The following is an 18213-nucleotide window of genomic DNA, read 5'->3' on the forward strand; positions in this document are numbered from 1 at the left end:
GGACCCTCATCCGGCGCGGTGACGTTTCCTCACTGGGCCGGGGACACCGGGGACACCGGGGAAGCCGGGGCGACGCCCTCGGAGGAGGGCGGACCGGACGCCGGGGGCGCCTGCGACTTGGACGCCGGAGGCTCGCTGGACGGCGGCTCCACCGAGGACGGCGGCGCGGCGGAGGACGGTTCGGAGGAGGACGACGACGGGGACGAACTCTCGGACGACGGCGAGGTCGAGGTCGAGGTCGAGGTCGACGGGGACGCGGAGCGCGAGTCGCTGGCCGACGGCGAGGGGCTCACCGGGGGGTGCGTCTTCTTGTCCTTCTTCACATCGTCACCCCGGTGCCGCGCGATCCACTCGTTGGAAGCGGGGTCGTAGAGGACGAACACGTTGATGACCGTCGTCGACGGCACGACGGCCACGTTGTTCTGCGCACGGTACGACGGCCAGGGGTCGCCCGTCGTCTTGACGGTGCCCTTCTGCGGCACCGGTTCGAGCAACGGGTTGCCACAGGCACAGCGCACCCTGGGCACACCGCGGGAGTCCACGAGGACGGCGGTGCCGGCCTGGAGGACCGCCTGGTAGCTGGTGGGAGCGCCGTTGCGGTAGCCGTGGTTGGTCACACGGGTGTCCAGGCGCAGCTGCACGGGGGTCAGGGAGCGCAGATAGGCGGGGACCGCGTTCGGCTGGATTCTCTCGACGGAGGCGAAGGCCTTGTTCTTCGCGGGGTCCGCGTTCAGTGCGCTGATCTGCTTCTCGACGTCGCAGCTCGACACGTTGCGGGTGCCGCCGTAGAGACCGGGCGCGTTGCCGCTGTAGGCGCCGCCCTTGCTGGTGGGCGCCGACGGGGCCGCCGTGGGCGTCTGCGACTCGATGGAACTGTCGTTGGCGGTCGACTCGGTGAACGGGTCGGGCCCCGACTTGTCCGCGGACTGGGCGAAGACCTCACTGCTGGCGTTCTTGGAGCCGCCGCCGCCGGTGAAGACCAGTCCCAGGATCACCGCCGCCGCCACGACACCGGTGATCAGCGCGACCCGCGGCGCCGACCGCCACCAGGGCCGCTGGGGTCCCCCACCCGGCCCACCCGGTCCACCGGCACCACCGCCGGACCCCCCGGGACCCGAGCCACCGCCCCCCGAGCCACCCCCTCCCGGTCCGCCGGGACCGTCCCCCGCTCCGGACGCGCCATTGGGCGGTCCGGCGGGCGGGACATTGACGGGCTGGGTCGGACTCGGCTGCGACGGGCCCGACAACGGGCCCGAGGGCGGGCCGGTGGGGCGGCCGGAAGACGGCTGTTCGACGCTCACGGACTCTTCTCCCGTCGGAGGGATACAGCGACTCCCGAGTGGCTTTTGTGCCGCTTTCTTCCACGACGAACCCATTGTGTGCCTCGGTCCGCCGTTGCCCGCAAGCCGACGCGGTCGGATCTCCCGAGGGGCGGACGGTGTCGGCGCTGCTTAGCGTGGCAGCGTGAGCCCCCAGACACCGTCCGCCCACCCGGCCGACAGCAGCGGTGCGCGTCCTGCCGCCCGGCACGGCTGGCTCCAGGCCCTCGTGGCCGTACTGGCCGGTCTGGTCCTCATGGGGGTGGTCGCCGCTCTCGGCCTGTGGGCGTCCGGCGCCACCGACCTCCCGGACAACGCCTATCCACGGGTGGTCGCCGCCACCCTCGTCACGGCGGTGGGCGGCACCATCGAGTTCACCGGCGACGCGGGAGCCATCGCCGAGACGAAGGCGGGCCTCACGGTGGTCCCGCTGTCGGTGACCCTGACCGGGGCGCTGGTGCTGGGGGCGGGATTCCTGCGGCCGCTGCGGCATCGCGCCGTCGCCGGGGCTACGGAGCTGGCCGGCTGGGCCGGACGGCTCGCCGTCCTGTGGCTGCTCGTCCTGATCGGACTCGCGCTCGCGGCCCGGCAGAACTTCACCGTCGACCTCGGGAACGGCACCATCGGCGCCATCGGAGACCTGTTCGGCGCAACGCCCCAGGTGGGATTCAAGGCCGCCGTGGCACCGACCCTGTTCTTCGGGGTGCTGTGGCTCGCGGGCGTGCTCGTGATCGCCCTGCTGGTCTCGCGGGGCGCGCCGCTCCCCGCCCGGCTGCTGCGGTTCCAGGAATCGGTGCGGCCGGCCGCGTACGCCATGGTGGTCCTGCTCCTCACCTGTGTGGGCCTCGGCGTGGTCGTCGGACTGCTGGTGGCGGTGACCCGCGGGCATCCGTCCGAGACCTTCGCCGTGATGCTGCTCGGTCTTCCCAACGTCGTCTGGCTCGCGTTCACCATCGGGCTGGGCGCCACCTGGAACGGGCGCGTGGACGGGCCCTTCGGGCTGCCGATGCCGCATGTGCTCGACGAGGTGCTGCGCACTCCGGACGTGTCCCAGCTCAATCTCGGCTCCCTCGCCGACTACGACGGCAGGGTCTGGTGGCTGGTGGCCGTCGACGCCGTACTGCTGCTCGGGGCGGCGTTCCTGATGGCGGCCCGCTCACCGGCCCGCACGCGGGCCTGGCAGCACGCAGTCCACATGGCGGTCGCGCTGGCGCTGACGGTGCTCATGATCTGTCTGCTCGGCCGGATCTCGGCGCACTACGGCCTGTCGATCCTCGGTCTCGGCGACATCGGCGGGGGTCTGAAGGGGGAGCTCCTCCTGAACCCGCAGGTGTGGGGCGCCCTCGGCCTCGCCTTGCTGTGGGGGCTGGTCACCGGTCTCCTGGGCGCCCTTCTGGCCAAACGCGTCCGGCGCGGCGGCGAGGTCGGGACCGCCGACTGACGGCCGACCGCTCACGCCGAACTCTGACCCCTGACCGCTCACGGCTGACCGCTCGCGGCTCACGGCAACCCCTGACGCCTGACGGCTGACAGGTGAAGGCGCGCAGGGGCGCCTCAGCTCCGGAACACCGGCCGGGCCCAGGCGGGCGGCTCCGGTACGGGCCCCGGGCCGCCCGGCGCGGGCTCGGCCTCCGTGCTCGTAGTGCTGCCGCCGCCGGTCACCGGACCGCGTGCGGCGATCCGCAGGGCGCTGAGGAAGGCCAGGCACGAGTCGTACCGGTCGTCGGGGCTCTTGGCGAGCGCCTTCGCGAGGACGGCGTCGACCGCGTCCGGGATGTCGGGGCGCACGCTGGTCAGGGCCGGAGGCTGGTCGTACTGGTGGGCCCACAGCAGCGCCATGTCGTCGTCGCGCCGGAACGGCGGCCGGCCGGCCATCGTCTCGTAGACGACACAGCCGAGGCTGTAGACGTCGCATCGGCCGTCGACCGGCTTGCCGGAGATCTGCTCCGGTGCCACGTAGTCGAGGGTGCCGACGAACTGTCCGACGCTCGTGAACCCGGTCAGCGAGAGGGACTTCTTGGTCAGGCCGAAGTCCGTGAGGTAGACGTGTTCGGGGTGGTCGCTGTCGGTGCCCTCGGCGACCAGGATGTTGCCGGGTTTCACGTCCCGGTGCACCAGCCCGTGATCGTGGGCCGCGTCGAGCGCGGAGGCCACCTGAAGGCCGATGCGGGTGGCCACGGTGACCGTCAGCGGTCCCTCCCGGTCGAGGAGATGGCGCAGGTCGCGCCCGGCGACGTAGCGCATGGCGATGTAGAGGACACCGTCCGTCTCACCCGCCTCGAAGACGGGCACGATGTGCGGGTGGTCGATGGCGGCGGCCACCCGTGACTCGTGGGTGAAGCGGCCCCGGAAGGTGTCGTTGCGGGCGAGTTCGGGTGCGAGGAGTTTGAGGGCGACCGTGCGGTCCAGACGCAGGTCCTTGGCCTGGTAGACGACGGCCATCCCGCCACGGCCGATCTCCCGCTCGATCCGGTAGCTCGCGATCTGCCGTCCGATCAGGTCGGACGGCCGCCCCGAGAACGGGCTGCTGTCCCGCTCCGGCTCCTCTCCCATCAGCCGTCACCCCGGCCGAGCGCCGAGCCGCGCATCAGTCCTCACCCCGGTCGTCGTCCTCGAAGGTCACCAGACGGGTGGGTTCGTGTCCGCCGGGAGGTCCGCTGGGGGGGCCACCGGGAGGACCGTCGGGAGCACCGCCGGGTGCGGATTCCCGCACGATCCGCGTCGGCTCGGCCTGGCGCCCGTGCGCCCCGCTCGGGACCTGCCCCCGTTCCTGCTCCCGGTCCTGCTCCCGCGACGGTTCCCGCTCCGGGCTCGCGTCCCGCGCCGGGTCCGGCTCCTCGGGCCGGTGCGTCGTCTCGCGTCGCGTGGTGGAGGGGGTGCCCTCGGCCGCGAAGGTGCTCAGCCGCGTGCCGTCGCAGTACACCCACCGCTCGTGCTCGCCGTCGTACAGCCACAGGGACTCGCCGTCGACGACCACCCCGATCCGGCTGCCCTGCGTCCTGGCCCGGAAGCTCTCGGCCTCCAGCCCGCCGGACGCCAGTTCCTCCGCCGCCTGCCGGTAGTCGGTGAGCGCCCGCTCCACGCGTGCCAGCAGGGGGCGCGGATCGGCCGTGCGGGCGAGCGGCTGCGTGGCCGCGGGCGGTACCTGCGGTACGGCGATCAGCAGGCGGCCGTCGACCCAGGCCGACCAGCCGTTCGCGCAGACGACCCGCCCCCAGTCCCCGAGCCGGTCGGCGAGCTCGACCGGCAGGAGCGCGTCCAGGGGAACGGTGGGCCGGGAGGGGTCGGGCGACTCCCAGGCGGGCAGCCCGTCCTGCGGAACTACATGCGTCGGGCGGAAGCCGGGGCTCGTCATCGGCGGCTACTTCCGCATGACCGCGGGCTCGTGCCGTCGCAGCAGCAGGACGACCAGCCAGCCGAAGACGACGGAGAGCACGACGAGCATGCCCATGTTGAGGAGCCAGGCGCCGGTCGAATGCCGGAACATCGGGTCGCCGGTCAGCTCGCCGGGCACGATCCGGGCGAGCCCGATGGTCCCGGCCATGGCGCCCAGCGCCCAGCGGGAGGGCACGAGCCAGGACAGCTGCTCCAGACCGGGGACGCCGTGCAGCTTCAGCAGGGCGCCGCAGAACACGACCTGGACGATGGCCAGCAGCACCAGCAGCGGCATCGTCACCTCCTCCTTGCGCACCACGGCGGACACGAGGAGGCCGAGCATCATCGCGGTGAAGGCGAGCAGGGCCACGGCCAGTGTGATCTCCACGAGCGGTGGCATCAGCACGCCCTTGCCGCCGGGCGCGTTGAGGTCGACGCCGAACAGGGCGACCAGGGTGAGGACGACGGCCTGGAGCACGGTGATGGTGCCGAGGACGACGACCTTGGACATCAGGTACGCCGATCTGGACAGGCCGACGGCCCGTTCCCGCTGGTAGATCGTCCGTTCCTTGACGAGTTCCCGCACGGCGTTGGCCGCGCCGGTCAGCACACCGCCGACGCACAGGATGAGCAGCGCGTTCAGCGCCGTGTCCTGGGTCAGCTTGCCGCCCGCCAGGGCCCGCGCCATCGCGCCCATCACGAACGGCAGGGCGATCATGATGGCGAGGAAGGTCCGGTCGGCCCCGAGGGCGGCCGCGTAGCGGCGGACCAGGGTGCGCAGCTGGGAGCCCCAGCTCTGGGCCTTGGGGGGCGGTCCGACGAGCCCTCCGGTGGCCGCTTCCGGCATCCTCGGCTGCACGGTCGACTTGTCGATGTACTGACGGTGGAACGGAGAGTCCTGGTACTCCGCCGCCCAGTCCCGGTCCGTGTCGCGCTCGAAGGCCTCGAAGGCCTCGGGCCACTGCCGGTAGCCGAAGAAGGCCAGGGTGTCGTCGGGCGGCCCGTAGTAGGCGACCTTGCCGCCGGGAGCAAGGACCAGCAGCCGGTCGCAGACGTCCAGGCTGAGCACGCTGTGGGTGACGACGATGACGGTGCGGCCGTCGTCGGCGAGGCCGCGCAGCATGTGCATCACCGAGCGGTCCATGCCCGGGTCGAGTCCGGAGGTCGGTTCGTCGAGGAAGAGCAGGGACGGCTTGGTGAGCAGTTCCAGGGCCACGCTGACGCGCTTGCGCTGTCCGCCCGAAAGGCTGTGGATGGGCTGGTCGGCGCGTTGCTCCAGGCCCAGCTCGCCGATCACCTCGTCCACCCGAGCCCGGCGCTCCGCCTTGGCCGTGTCCTGCGGGAAGCGCAGTTCCGCCGCGTAGGTGAGCGCCCGGCGGACGGTGAGCTGGGCGTGCAGGATGTCGTCCTGGGGGACGAGGCCGATGCGCTGGCGCAGCTCCGCGTAGTCGCGGTAGAGGTCACGGCCGTCGTAGAGCACCGTGCCGTGGTCGGCGGGCCGCTGTCCGGTGAGCGCGTTCAGGAGCGTGGACTTGCCCGCGCCGCTCGGGCCGACGACGGCGAGCAGACATTTCTCACCGACGGGGAAGGACACCTGGTCCAGCAGCGTCTTTCGGCCCCGGTCCACCTCGACGGTGAGGTCCTGCACGTCCAGGGAGACCTCGCCGCTGTCGACGTACTCCTGCAACTGGTCGCCGACGAGACAGAACGCGGAGTGTCCGATGCCGACGATGTCACCCGGTGTGACGAGGGTCCGCTCGACGGGCTGGCCGTTGAGGAACGTGCCGTTGTGGCTGCCGAGGTCGACGATCTCGTACGTCCCGTCGGGCCTCGCCAGCAGTTCGGCGTGGTTGCGGGAGACGATCAGGTCGTCGATGACGAGGTCGTTGTCGGGGCCGCGGCCGATACGGACGGTGCGGGAGGGCAGCGGCCGTACGGTGGTCGGCTGCTTGAAGGTACTGGTGGCGGCCGGCATGGACACGGCCGATGGACGTTCCGCGGCAGGTGGCGGGCGGCGGACGAGGACGGCGCGCGGGCCGTCGGCGGGACTCCCGAAGCGGATCACGCTGCCGGGTCCGACGCCCCATTCATGGACGCGCCGGCCGTCGGCGTACGTGCCGTTCGTGCTGTTCTCGTCCTCGAGCGTCCAGTGATCCGCCTGGGACCGCAGCACCGCGTGGTGCCACGAGACCCGGACGTCGTCGATGACGACGTCGCACAGCGGATCGCGCCCTACGCGGTAATCGTGGTTCGGACTCATCACCGTCGAGCCCGTCTCGGTTTCGAGGACGAGCTCGGGTGCAGTCGCCGCGACCTGCCTCTCTGCCATGCAAGAATTCTAACGATTCGCTCACTTATGTGCCTGATCAGTACCGGGGGCCGGAGTGCTGTACGCGCCTCATCGGCACCCGGGCCGGAGCGTGCGACCGGTCAGGCGGCTGAGATGCCGAGCACGGCGGCGGTTCGGTGCATGCGCAGCGCGTCCACCGATTCCGCGAGCAGTTCGTATTCGGTGGTGTCGTCGTTGGTGGAGACGCGGACGAGCTTTCCCGCGGCCAACTCCTCTGCCACCAGCTCCTGTTGCTCCGAGTCACCGCACCAGGCGCGCAGCATCGTCGGGACGTCGGGGACGCTCTCGCCCACCGGCGCGATCGAGTTGGGCGGAAACGCGGGATCCTCGGGCTGCGGATCGAGCCGTTCGGCCATCCAGGCCGCCCGGTCCCGCATCCACCACAGGGCCAGCGCGAGGGTCGGCGCGCGATAGGTGCCCAGGGGAACGCCGACTCGCTGACCGCCGCACATGCCGTACGCGGTGACATGGCACAGGAATTCGTCGTGCACGATCTTCCCCCATTGGCGTCGCTCGTCGCCGGTCCGGCCTCGCTTTCCGTGCGGCTCATGTGCAATGCTCCGTGCAATTGCACGGGCATGGCTGAATTGCCCTACTGATTGAGTATCGTCACTACTGACACACTGTCACCATGTGAATTCAGCCAGTCTCTTGGCATATTCACCGCCGCGATTGGCCGAAAGGGCACCGACGGCGTTCCGGCACCGGGGCCGTGGCATTACCCGTGAGGTAATCGACGCTTCGCACGGCGCCCGCCAGGGTGGTCATAACGCGTCCCGGACCTGAACTCAGGCCCGGGAAACGGACCTTGACCATGGATACGTTCCCCGATGGAGGCTGGTTCACCATGTCCGCGAACACCGACCGCTACGAGACCGCAGTCACCCGCTACTTCGAGGCCTGGAACGCCGACGGGCGGGACACGCTGGCGGAGGCGGTGGCCGCCGCCTGGACCACGGACGGCACGTACACCGACCCGCTCGCCGACGTCCGCGGGCACGAGCAGATCGCGGCGCTGATCACGTCGGCGCACGAGCGGTTCCCCGGCTTCGCCTTCCGTCCGCTGGGCGCGGTGGATGGTCACCACGACACCGCCCGCTTCGGCTGGGAGCTGGTCGACGAGAAGGACGGCTCGGCGCCCGTCGCGGGATTCGACGTGATCGTCCTGGACGGCGAGGGCCGGATCCGCGGCGTGCACGGATTCCTGGACCGCGTGCCCGCCTGATACGCGGGGGTGCGGATTCCTGGACGGGGTTCCGGACCGATAGGCCGGAGCGCGGATCCGGACGCTGTCCCGGACCGATACGCAGCAGTGCGGATTCCGGGACCGGCCTCTTTCGCGTCCGCGCGCCGGGGTCCCTGACGCGTGATCCTTCCGCGTCAGGGACCCCGGCGCGAGCGCGACGGCGCGTCCGGCCTCGTAGGCCCTACGCCTTGGCCAGCGCGTCGATCCGGGCGAGTTCGTCCTCGGTGAAGTCCAGGTTGCCGATGGCCTCGACGCTGTCCTCGAGCTGGCGCGGGCTGCTGGCGCCGACCAGGGCGGACGTGACCCGGCCGCCGCGCAGGACCCAGGCGAGCGCCAGCTGGGCCAGCGACTGGCCGCGGGACTTGGCGATCTCGTCAAGGGTCCGCAGCCGGCCCACGAGGTCCTCGGTGACCGTGTCCGCGCTCAGGAACGGACTGTCGCTCGCGGCCCGCGAGTCCTCCGGGATTCCGTTCAGGTAGCGGCCGGTGAGCAGGCCCTGCTCCAGCGGCGAGTACGCGATGGACCCCACCTGGAGCTCGTCGAGCGCGTCAAGCAGCCCCTCGTCCTCGGGGCGACGGTCGAGCATCGAGTAGCGCGGCTGGTGGATGAGCAGCGGGGTGCCCAGTTCGGCCAGGATCCGGGCGGCTTCGCGGGTCTGCTCCGCCGAATAGTTCGAGACGCCGACGTACAACGCCTTGCCCTGCTGGACCGCCGAGTGCAGGGCGCCCATCGTCTCCTCCATGGGAGTCTCCGGGTCGGGGCGGTGCGAGTAGAAGATGTCGACGTAATCGAGGCCCATCCGGCCCAGGCTCTGGTCGAGCGAGGACAGCAGGTACTTGCGCGAGCCCCATTCGCCGTACGGACCCGGCCACATCAGATAGCCGGCCTTCGTCGAGACGATCAGCTCGTCGCGGTGGTGCGCGAAATCCGCCTTCAGGGCGTCTCCGAGGGCGGACTCGGCCGCGCCGGGCGGCGGGCCGTAGTTGTTCGCCAGGTCGAAGTGGGTGACGCCGAGGTCGAAGGCGCGACGCAGGATCGCCCGCTGGACGTCCACGGGCCGGTCGGGGCCGAAGTTGTGCCACAGGCCGAGCGACAGCGCGGGGAGCTTCAGGCCGCTGCGTCCGGTGCGCCGGTAGGGCATGTCCGCGTAACGGTCGGGGTGCGGGGTGTACAACGCGTACTCCTGAGAGGCCGGGGGGAAACAGGCTGCCTCCACTCTCGCGCGCCCCGCGGGCATCGGTCCAACGGAAGGATCGGATGGCATTGAGCGCTCCCGCTTCTCAATGGGTCTCGGCACCCTCCGTCCTGCGCCTACCCTTGCCTCCCATGGAACTGCGTCATCTTCAGCACTTCGTCGCCGTCGCCGAGGACCGGCACTTCACCCGGGCGGCGGAGCGGCTCATGGTGTCGCAGTCGGGCCTGTCCTCGTCCATCCGGGCGCTGGAGCGGGAGCTCCAGGCGCCGCTCTTCGTCCGTACGACCCGCAGGGTCACCCTCACCGAGGCGGGCCGCGCCCTGTTCGCCGAGGCGGAGCGGATCCTCGCCCAGGTGCGTTCGGCGCACGACGCCGTGGCCGCCGTGCAGGGGGTGCTGCGCGGCACTCTTTCCCTCGGCACCGAACAGTGCATCGCCGGGGTGCACTGCGCCCGGCTGCTCGCCGCGTTCCGGCGGCGGCATCCCGACGTGGAGATCCGGCTGCGGCAGGCGGGTTCCGAGGCGCTGGCGGAGGAGGTCGCGGCGGGCCGTCTCGACCTGGCCTTCGCCGTACGGACCCGCGCCGACTCCGAGCACCTGCGGTCGGTCCCGCTGGCCAGCGAGCCGATGACCGTGCTGTGCCATCCGGAGCACCGTCTCGCGACGGCCGCCGTGGTCGTGCCCGAGGAACTGGGCGAGGAGTCCTTCGTCGACTTCCATCCCGACTGGGGTCCGCGGCGCACCACCGACGCGGCCTTCGCGGCGGCCGGGGTGCGGCGGACGGTGGCCCTGGAGGTCAACGACGTCCACAGCCTCCTGGAGCTCGTCCACGAGGGCCTCGGAATCGCCGTCGTACCACGCCACTTCGGTCACAAGCCGGAAGCCCGCGATCTCACCGCGCTGCCCTTCAAGGGCGCCTCGGAGGGTTCGTACGAGACGGTCGCCATGCTGCCGCCCGAGGAGGCCACGAGCCCGGCCGCGCGGGCCCTGATGCTGCTGCTCGACGCCTCCCGGGAACGCGCCTGACCCGCCCCGGAACACGGGCACGGAGGCGGACCGGCGTGTCCGCCACCGTCCGGGACACGCGGTTCCGGACGCAGGGACGGACGCGATGCGCGATGGTGGTCCCATGCTTGCGAAGGACATCCTCATCGACGGATTCGGCCGCGTCCGGGAAGAAGTCCATGCCGCCCTCGACGGCCTCGCGCCGGACGGCCTCAACGCCCGCCCCGGCGAGGAGGCGAATTCGGTCACCTGGCTGGTGTGGCACCTGACCCGGGTCCAGGACGACCATGTCGCCGACGTGGCCGGGACGGAGCAGGTGTGGCTCACCGAGGACTGGGCGAAGCGCTTCGCGCTCGACCTGCCGCGGGGCGACACCGGGTACGGGCACACGTCCGCGAAGGTCGCCCGGGTCCGGGTCGAGTCGGGCGACCTGCTGCTCGGCTACCACGACGCCGTCCACGAACGGACCGTGGCGTTCATCGGCGGACTGGCAGCCCATGACTTCGAGCGCGTCGTGGACGAACGGTGGGACCCGCCGGTGACCCTGGGCGCCCGCCTGGTCAGCGTCCTGTCCGACGATCTCCAGCACGTCGGACAGGCCGCCTACGCACGCGGGCTGGCTCAGATGTCGTAGCCGGGAAGCACGACGTCCTCGATGAGGGCCTTGCGCTCGTCGAAGGGGATGAAGGCGCTCTTGACCGCGTTCACCGTCACGGTGCGCAGGTCCTCGACGCCCCAGCCCGCCTCCTCGACGAGCAGCGACATCTCCCGGGTCATCGTCGTCCCGGACACCAGCCGGTTGTCGGTGTTGAGGGTGACCCGGAAGCCCAGGTCGCGCAGGGCGGTGATGGGGTGCTCGGCGATGGACGTCGCCGCGCCGGTCTGGAGGTTGGAGGTCGGGCACATCTCCAGGGCGATGCGGCGGTCGCGCACCCAGCCCGCGAGACGGCCGAGCTTGCCGTCCACGATGTCGTCGGTGATACGGACGCCGTGGCCGATGCGCTGGGCGCCGCAGATCTGGAGCGCCTGGTGGATGCTGGGCAGACCGTGGGCCTCGCCGGCGTGGATGGTGAACGGGACGCTCTCGCGCCGCAGGTGCTCGAAGGCGGCCAGGTGGTCGGCGGGCGGGAAGCCGTCCTCGGCGCCCGCGATGTCGAAGCCGACGACTCCGGCGTCCCGGAACGCCACCGCGAGGTCGGCGATCTCCCGGGTGCGGTCGAACATCCGCATGCCGCACAGCAGGGTGTTGACGCGGACGGGGGTGCCCGCCGCGGCGGCCTTCGCCATACCGGCCGCGAGACCCTCCTGCACCGCCTCGACGACCTCGGGCAGGGTCAGCCCGCCGTTGACCATGAGCTCGGGCGCGTACCGCACCTCGCCGTAGACGACACCGTCCTCGGCGAGGTCGAGGACGTACTCCTCGGCCGTGCGCAGCAGGCCCTCGCGGGACTGCATCACGGCGAGGGTGTGCTCGAAGGTGGCTATGTAGCGGACCAGGTCGCCGGAGTTGGCGGCCTCGTAGTACCAGTCGGCCAGTTCCCGCGGGTCCGTGGTGGGCAGGGTGTGGCCGACCGTCTCCGCGAGCTCGACCAGGGTGGCCGGGCGGAGACCGCCGTCGAGATGGTCGTGCAGGACCGCCTTGGGCAGGCGGCGGATGGTGTCGATGTCGATGCGGGGCGCGGTCATGTGCGGTGTTCCTCGGCAGGTGGTTCGGAGCGGAAGGGTGCGGAAGGCGCGAGTGGCCCGGCTCAGCCCGCGGGCTGGAGAAGGTCCCAGCGGTTGCCGTACAGGTCCTGGAAGACGACGACCGAGCCGTACGGCTCGTGGCGCGGCTCCTCCAGGAACGTCACGCCCGCCGCGCGCATCCGGGCGTGGTCGCGGGCGAAGTCGTCGGTGTACAGGAAGAAGCCGACACGTCCGCCGGTCTGGTCGCCGATCCGGCCGCGCTGCGCCTCGTCCTTGGCCCGGGCGAGCAGCAGCCCCGGCCCGGCCCCGTCCGTACCCGGCTCGACCACGACCCAGCGCGAGCCGTCGGGCCTCGGGGTGTCCTCGACGAGGCGGAAACCGAGGGCTTCGGTGTAGTGGCGGACGGCCTCGTCGTAGTCGTCGACGACGAGGGTGACCAGGGCGATGCGTCTCATCGGTGCTCTCCAAGGTTATACGTAACACGTAGGGTACGGCATCGCTCGCCGACCCCACGGCGCCGATCTTCCCGGGTGATACGGCACAGCCCCGGCCACTGATCGTCTACAGTTATGTAGACGAATCGAGCCATGCACAGAGGCGCGGGCGAGCTGTCCTGCCGTTCGCGCGCCCGCAGTGGAAAGGGGCCACCCACATGTCCGCCGACCTGGGCGTCGCAGCCGCGCACGAGGCCGATGCCGCGCCGGTTCGGCCATGAGGCGCCAAGGCACCAGCGACATCGCCGCGTCGGCCGCGGTGGGGAGCCTGGTCGCGTTCGTACTGCTGACGCTGATCGTGACCGGCCGCGACGGCGCGCCCCTGTCCGTCGACTCGCGGCTCGCCTCCTGGTCGGTCGCGCACCGCCCGGACATGGCGCTCGCCGCGGCACGCGGGGTGACGTACACCGGCACCGGAGTCGTCCCGTACGCGCTGGTCGTCGTGGCCGGCCTGCTCCTCGGACGGACAGCGCGGCAGCGGGTCCGCACCGTCGCCGCCGGCGTATGTGTTCTGGCCGCCGCGCAGGCCCTGCGATTCGCCGTGATGTCGCTGGTCGCCCGCCCCCGGCCGCCCGTGGCGAACTGGGCCACGCATGCCTCGGGCCTGTCCTTCCCGTCCGGTCACACCACCACCTCCGCCGTCACCGCCGGAGTGCTGATCTTCGCGGTGATCGCCCGCGCACCGCAGTCCAAGCGAGTCCTGGTCGCGCTCATCGGCTGCTGGGCCGTGCTGGTCGGCCTGTCCCGCGTCTATCTGGGCGTGCACTGGTTCTCCGACGTCGTGGGCGGCTGGCTGTTCGCCGTCTGCTGGCTGAGCCTGCTCCTGTACGTCCTCACGCGCTTCCTCCCCTCCGTCCACTCCGCGATATCGGCGCCCCGTCTCCGCCAAGGCCCCACGACGGAAGAGCGCCACGATGCACCGCAGGCACCTCAGGCCCCCGAAACACCAGAAGCACCCGAAGCACCCGAAGCACCCGAAGCACCCGAAGCACCCGAAGCACCTCACGAGTTGCACGAGCAGCACGACGTCCCCCCTCACTCTGCTCCGTAACCACCTCGGCTGGGCGGTGAGCATCGCCTATCTGGCGGCCGCGACCGTGCCCGCGCCGGGCCTGTGGCTGCGCCGCACGCACTGGCTCGGCCTCGCCCCGTTACCCGGAATCCCTTTCACGACAGCTCCGTTCCTGCTGTCCCTGGTCCTGTTCACGGCGGGCCTGCAAGTACCGCTGAGCGAACTGCGCGCGCTCGCCCGCCGTCCGACGGCGCTGCTCACGGGCCTCGTCCTGCACCTCGTCGCGCCCCTGCTGATCATCCCGGGCGTCGCGTTCGCGCTGCGGCAGTCCCCCGACAGCGACGGAGGCAGCGGGCTGGTCACGGCGATGATCCTCATCGTCGCGATGCCGGTGGCGGCCGGGGCCACGGTGTGGACGGGCAAGGGGGAAGGCTGCCAGCCGACGGCGGTGGGCCTCGTCCTGGCGTCCACGATCGTCAGCCCGCTCACCCTTCCGGTGACTCTGACGGCCCTGTGCCCGCTGCTGCACGGCCGGTACGCGGGCTCGCTGGCGGAGGCGGCCAGGACCGCCGGCAGCGGTTTCGCCCTCACGGGAGTACTGCTGCCGTGCGGCGCCGGAATCCTGTGCCGCCTGGTGCTGCCCGGCCGCCCGGCGTCCCTCCTGGTCGGCGCGGCGGGTCCCGCGGCGATACTCGCCTCCCTGCTCCTGACCTACGTCAACGCGAGCGGAGCCCTCGGGCCCTTCCTCGCGCACCCCCAACCGGTCCTGTTCACCGCCGCGGTGACCGTCGCCGCCACCGTCTGCGGGCTGTCGTTCGCGCTGGGCCTGGTCACCACCCGCGCGCTGCGCCTCGACGCCCCCGCGGGCGCGTCGGTCACCCTGGCCTGCGGCATGAACAACAGCAGCGCCGGCGCCGTCCTGATCACGACGACGCTGCCCGACCGGCCTCACATCCTGCTGCCGGTGCTGGCCTACAGCCTGTTGCAGAAGGCGGCCGCCGGGCGGGTGGTACAAGCCGGCCGCCGACCTCGCAATCGACGCCGCGAGAGCAGGCCCACCACACCTCATCGGATACCGCCGGCCAGGACGGCTTCCTGCCTGAGCAATGCGAGCCGATGGGGTCGGCCCTGGCGACGCCAAGAGACTCCCCCACGAGGAGTCGAACGCCCTGATGCTCTTCCCGCTCGACATGCTGTCCGGCCTCTCCGGTCGGCAGCCACGTCCGGGCCGCGGGGTGCTGAAGTGTCTGACGCTGAGCGTGTTCATCGAAGCCGCCCAGTACGCCATGGCCGCCGGCCGCACCGTCGACGACGACGTTCTGTTCAATACGCTGGGCGGCCTCATCGGCCGGGTGCTGTCCCTCGCTCCGCATCGGGTTCTGCGGAACAAGTACACGGAGACGGAGGCGAATCCCGGTCTCGGCTGACGGTCCGGAACGTGAACCCCGCACAACGCCAATCCAGTTACCGCCCGAACCGACGAATCGAGGTCGGCGTGCCCGCACCTCAGCTGTCATCCTGACGCCAGTCACGAGGCCAGTTCCCGGCGGGAGGCGGGGGCCCGGCGACCCCCAGTTCACGGCGAGCACATACGTAGAACGCATCGCGCTTCTGGCTCACCCGTTGCAGGTCGCGGGCCCATTTCTCCGCCTCACGCCTCTGCTCGCGTAAGTGCAGGCTCCATGGTCCAGATCGCCTCATGCCACGAACGCGCCGCCACCACGGTCTTCGGCATCGCCGACCAGCAGTACGGCTTCCCACAGCGTGGCCCGACGCGCTTCCGCCTCCGGTGCCGCTCGAACATCAAGTCACGTTGGACAGCCGCTAAGCCCCGCTAAGCCTTGACTGATGCGGCCGATCTGGCGGCCTGCCCGATCTTCGCGCAGTAGGCGGCACGGGCTCCCTCGTCGATCCGCTGCTCGTGTTCGGCGCGCAGCCCGGTCCGGCCGTCGAGGCCCTCGCGCAGGATGTCGGCATGCCCGGCATGCCGGACGGACTCGCTGAGGACATGGACCATGATGGCGAACAGGTTCGTGTTGGGACAAGGCTCCGGCCACCACGGCACGTGGCCGGGGGCGTCGAGGGGAAGCTCGTTGATCGTCGCGTCCGAGTGTTCCCACGTGCGCCGGTAGGACCCGATGATCTGATCGCGCGTCTCGTCCTCGGTCGCCCACAGATCGCTGCCGTCGTGGTCCTGCCACCGGGGCAGCGGTTCAGGGGAAGGGCGGTCGAAGACCTCGCCGAAGTACCTCGCCTCGACGCAGGCCACGTGTTTGACCAGGCCGAGGAGGTTGGTCCCGGTCGCTGTCAAAGGTCGGCGGGCGTCGTATTCGGACAAGCCGTCGATTTTCCAGAGCAGCGCCTCGCGATCCCGCCGCAGTCTCCGGTGCAGGTGGTCTTTCGCGAATTCATCGATCATGCAGCATGAGCCTGCCATGGGCTGCTCGTGGCCTCAAGATCCCGTACGTGGTCCGCAACGACCGGCAGAGCCGAGGCCTGGCCATGGTCACCGCCCTGAGCTGCCACAAGAGGCTCGCGAAACTTGCCACGTAAGACGCCCACTCAAGCGATAGGCCCCCTGACGGCGTTCATGACGAACCCAGGCGAATGCGCAGCGACCCGGTTCCGCAAGGAACGCGCCGTCGAGCTTCGGCGGCGGGTGCACGAGGGTGCTGCGAACAACGGCGCGTAAAGCCCCTGTTCGACGGTGACAGCGACCACCCACCCCTCACGCATGGTCACATGATGGTCACGAGGTGCGATATGCGGCTGATGGGGCGGGTGATCGCCAAGAAGATGTGACCCTACGTCGCCGGGGTCGACCGGCGCCCTGTGTGCTGGGGAGCCACAGGGGCAAGGGAGTCGGGCATGAGCACCTACCGTTTCAATCCGCCGCCGAGTTGGCCTGTGCCGCCTTCGGGATGGACGCCGCCCCCCGACTGGCGGCCCGACCCGTCGTGGCCCTCGATGCCGGCGGGATGGCAGTTGTGGGTCGCGGAGGCCGGGTCCACCCCCGACACCCTCGCCGCCGGTTTTGCGGCAGGAGCCGCCGCTGTGCCGGACGCGGCCGCCGCGCCGGACGCAGCGGCTCCAGGGGGCACGACCGCGGTGCCACCGCCTCGCAAGGGCGGGCTGTTCGGGCGGCGTCGTGCGGATGCCGTGTCGGAGGCCGAAGAGCTGCGGGCGTGGATCACGAGGACCCAGGGCCTGGATGCCGCGCAGACCGCGAGTCTGGTACGGCAGGTCGGGGCGGAGGCCGCCACGCTGCGTGAGAAGTCGTCCGCCGAAGCCGCCGAGGAGGCCGAGGGCATCCTCAAGGACGCACGCGAGACGGCGAAGCAGATCCTCGATGACGCGCGGCGGACAGCGAAGGAGACCGAGCGAGTACGCAAGGAGGCCGACCGTCACCGCAAGGATCTCCACGACGCCGAGCAGCGGCTCGCCGAACTTCAGGTCCGGATCGTCAACACCGACGAGACCGCCATGCTTCAGGAGGCCGGGATCTACGCCTACCGGCATGCCCTGCACGACGCGATCGCCTATCGCAGTCGCCTGGACACGCTGCAGAACGAGGTCAAGGCACTCGCCCGTGCGGGCCGCGCCGTGCAGGCGGCCACGGACTGGACGGTCAACGGCTCCAAGCGCGAGGGCCAGAAGATGGTCCGCGACTTCTCCAAGCTCATGCTGCGCGCCTACAACGCCGAAGCCGACTACGCCGTACGGTCGATGCGTCCGCACCGGCTGAGCTCTCTCGTCGACCGGCTCTTCAAGAGCCGCGAGACGATCGCCAGGCTGGGCGCCACCATGCACATCCGGATCACGGACGATTACCACAACGCGCGCGTAGGGGAGTTGGAGCTCACCGCCGACTTCCTCCAGAAGAAGGACGAGGAGAAGGAGGCCCAGCGCGAGGTACGCGCCCGGGAGCGCGAGGAAGCGGCGGTCCAGCGGGAACTCGACCGGCAGCGCGAGAAGCTGAACAAGGAACTCGGCCACTACCAGGCAGCACTTGAACGCCTGCGCGAGCGCGGTGACGACGCGGCTGTGGCGGAGATGCAGTCCAAACTGGCCGAGATCGAGAACGCTCTCCACGACGTCGACTCCCGCGCGGCGAACGTCCGCGCCGGCTATGTGTACGTCATCTCGAACATCGGTGCCTTCGGCGATCGCATGGTCAAGATCGGGATGACGCGTCGGCTCGAGCCGCTGGAACGAGTCTACGAGTTGAGCGGGGCGGCCGTGCCCTTCCGCTTCGATGTGCACGCGCTGATCTTCAGCAAGGACGCGGTCGGCCTGGAGACGGAACTCCACCGGCAGTTCGCCTCGCAGCGGGTCAACCAGGTCAACAGCCGCAAGGAGTTCTTCTACGCCACCCCGACGGAGGTCCGCGACGCGCTGCAACCGTTCACCGGACAGCATCTGATCGAGTTCACCGAGGAACCCCAGGCGCTGGAATGGCGGGCCGGCAGGCACACGCGCGAAGCCGGCGCGGGCACGGGAGGAGTCGCGGCCCTGACAGCGTGATCCAGCCG

The 18213-nt window shown here is 70.9% G+C and carries 17 protein-coding genes and 1 pseudogene; 9 read left to right on the plus strand and 9 right to left on the minus strand.

From position 1 onward, the window contains the following. Positions 1 to 29: 29 nt before the first annotated feature. The gene (locus ABZV42_RS07545) at positions 30 to 1301 is read right to left on the minus strand and encodes a DUF6777 domain-containing protein (RefSeq protein WP_356051173.1); all 1272 of its coding nucleotides are present in this window, start codon (positions 1299 to 1301) and stop codon (positions 30 to 32) included. A gap of 163 nt (positions 1302 to 1464) precedes the next feature. On the opposite strand from ABZV42_RS07545, the gene ABZV42_RS07550 reads away from it, so the two are divergent. After that, the gene (locus tag ABZV42_RS07550) at positions 1465 to 2760 is read left to right on the plus strand and encodes a streptophobe family protein (RefSeq protein WP_355980063.1); all 1296 of its coding nucleotides are present in this window, start codon (positions 1465 to 1467) and stop codon (positions 2758 to 2760) included. A gap of 113 nt (positions 2761 to 2873) precedes the next feature. On the opposite strand, the gene ABZV42_RS07555 is transcribed toward ABZV42_RS07550, so the two are convergent. The 4 genes from ABZV42_RS07555 to ABZV42_RS07570 all read right to left on the minus strand — a co-directional run bounded on the left by ABZV42_RS07555 (position 2874) and on the right by ABZV42_RS07570 (position 7535). Then, on the minus strand, positions 2874 to 3872 hold the full coding sequence (locus ABZV42_RS07555) for a serine/threonine-protein kinase (protein WP_356051175.1): 999 nt from the start codon (positions 3870 to 3872) through the stop codon (positions 2874 to 2876). Between the two features lie 34 nt (positions 3873 to 3906). After that, complete coding sequence (locus ABZV42_RS07560; RefSeq protein WP_355980069.1) at positions 3907 to 4674, minus strand: hypothetical protein; 768 nt, start codon at positions 4672 to 4674, stop codon at positions 3907 to 3909. 6 nt (positions 4675 to 4680) lie between these two features. Continuing rightward, positions 4681 to 7023 (minus strand): FHA domain-containing protein, encoded by a 2343-nt coding sequence (locus ABZV42_RS07565; RefSeq protein WP_355980071.1) that lies wholly within the window; start codon positions 7021 to 7023, stop codon positions 4681 to 4683. 101 nt (positions 7024 to 7124) lie between these two features. After that, positions 7125 to 7535: a hypothetical protein gene (locus ABZV42_RS07570; RefSeq protein WP_355980073.1), complete on the minus strand. Its 411-nt coding sequence runs from the start codon at positions 7533 to 7535 to the stop codon at positions 7125 to 7127. 356 nt (positions 7536 to 7891) lie between these two features. Between ABZV42_RS07570 and ABZV42_RS07575 the strand changes: the two genes are divergently transcribed. After that, positions 7892 to 8269 carry a nuclear transport factor 2 family protein gene (locus ABZV42_RS07575; protein WP_355980075.1) on the plus strand — a complete coding sequence of 126 codons (378 nt, stop codon included), beginning with the start codon at positions 7892 to 7894 and terminating at the stop codon, positions 8267 to 8269. A gap of 202 nt (positions 8270 to 8471) precedes the next feature. Here ABZV42_RS07575 and mgrA read toward each other — a convergent pair whose 3' ends face one another. Continuing rightward, the gene (mgrA, locus tag ABZV42_RS07580; protein ID WP_355980077.1) at positions 8472 to 9464 is read right to left on the minus strand and encodes an L-glyceraldehyde 3-phosphate reductase; all 993 of its coding nucleotides are present in this window, start codon (positions 9462 to 9464) and stop codon (positions 8472 to 8474) included. Positions 9465 to 9616: 152 nt separating this feature from the next. Here mgrA and ABZV42_RS07585 point away from each other — a divergent pair, with 152 nt between their 5' ends. Beyond that, positions 9617 to 10510, plus strand: a complete 894-nt coding sequence (locus tag ABZV42_RS07585) for a LysR family transcriptional regulator (RefSeq protein WP_356051177.1) — start codon at positions 9617 to 9619, stop codon at positions 10508 to 10510. A 103-nt stretch (positions 10511 to 10613) separates the two neighbouring features. After that, positions 10614 to 11123 (plus strand): DUF664 domain-containing protein, encoded by a 510-nt coding sequence (locus ABZV42_RS07590; protein ID WP_355980079.1) that lies wholly within the window; start codon positions 10614 to 10616, stop codon positions 11121 to 11123. On the opposite strand, the gene ABZV42_RS07595 is transcribed toward ABZV42_RS07590, so the two are convergent. Together ABZV42_RS07595 and ABZV42_RS07600 are read right to left on the minus strand one after the other, a co-directional pair. After that, positions 11111 to 12175 carry an adenosine deaminase gene (locus ABZV42_RS07595; RefSeq protein ID WP_355980082.1) on the minus strand — a complete coding sequence of 355 codons (1065 nt, stop codon included), beginning with the start codon at positions 12173 to 12175 and terminating at the stop codon, positions 11111 to 11113. The two genes, ABZV42_RS07590 and ABZV42_RS07595, sit on opposite strands and share 13 nt — an antisense overlap. 62 nt (positions 12176 to 12237) lie before the next feature. Beyond that, positions 12238 to 12630, minus strand: a complete 393-nt coding sequence (locus ABZV42_RS07600) for a VOC family protein (protein WP_355980085.1) — start codon at positions 12628 to 12630, stop codon at positions 12238 to 12240. Between the two features lie 256 nt (positions 12631 to 12886). Here ABZV42_RS07600 and ABZV42_RS07605 point away from each other — a divergent pair, with 256 nt between their 5' ends. From ABZV42_RS07605 to ABZV42_RS07615, 3 genes and pseudogenes are all read left to right on the plus strand, one after another. Further along, on the plus strand, positions 12887 to 13720 hold the full coding sequence (locus tag ABZV42_RS07605) for a phosphatase PAP2 family protein (RefSeq protein WP_355980088.1): 834 nt from the start codon (positions 12887 to 12889) through the stop codon (positions 13718 to 13720). 46 nt (positions 13721 to 13766) lie between these two features. Then, positions 13767 to 14402 (plus strand): annotated as a pseudogene (locus ABZV42_RS07610) (sodium-dependent transporter); the annotation flags it as partial. A 469-nt stretch (positions 14403 to 14871) separates the two neighbouring features. Then, positions 14872 to 15108: a VanZ family protein gene (locus tag ABZV42_RS07615; RefSeq protein WP_355980420.1), complete on the plus strand. Its 237-nt coding sequence runs from the start codon at positions 14872 to 14874 to the stop codon at positions 15106 to 15108. Positions 15109 to 15515: 407 nt separating this feature from the next. Here ABZV42_RS07615 and ABZV42_RS07620 read toward each other — a convergent pair whose 3' ends face one another. Next, the gene (locus ABZV42_RS07620; protein ID WP_355980091.1) at positions 15516 to 16100 is read right to left on the minus strand and encodes a DinB family protein; all 585 of its coding nucleotides are present in this window, start codon (positions 16098 to 16100) and stop codon (positions 15516 to 15518) included. A gap of 5 nt (positions 16101 to 16105) precedes the next feature. Here ABZV42_RS07620 and ABZV42_RS07625 point away from each other — a divergent pair, with 5 nt between their 5' ends. Beyond that, positions 16106 to 16234, plus strand: a complete 129-nt coding sequence (locus tag ABZV42_RS07625) for a hypothetical protein (RefSeq protein WP_355980093.1) — start codon at positions 16106 to 16108, stop codon at positions 16232 to 16234. A gap of 315 nt (positions 16235 to 16549) precedes the next feature. Continuing rightward, positions 16550 to 18205, plus strand: coding sequence for a DUF4041 domain-containing protein (locus ABZV42_RS07630; RefSeq protein ID WP_355980096.1), 1656 nt, complete (start codon positions 16550 to 16552; stop codon positions 18203 to 18205). Positions 18206 to 18213: the final 8 nt, after the last annotated feature.

It is taken from the genome of Streptomyces sp. NPDC005281, assembly GCF_040607495.1.
Lineage (GTDB): Bacteria > Actinomycetota > Actinomycetes > Streptomycetales > Streptomycetaceae > Streptomyces.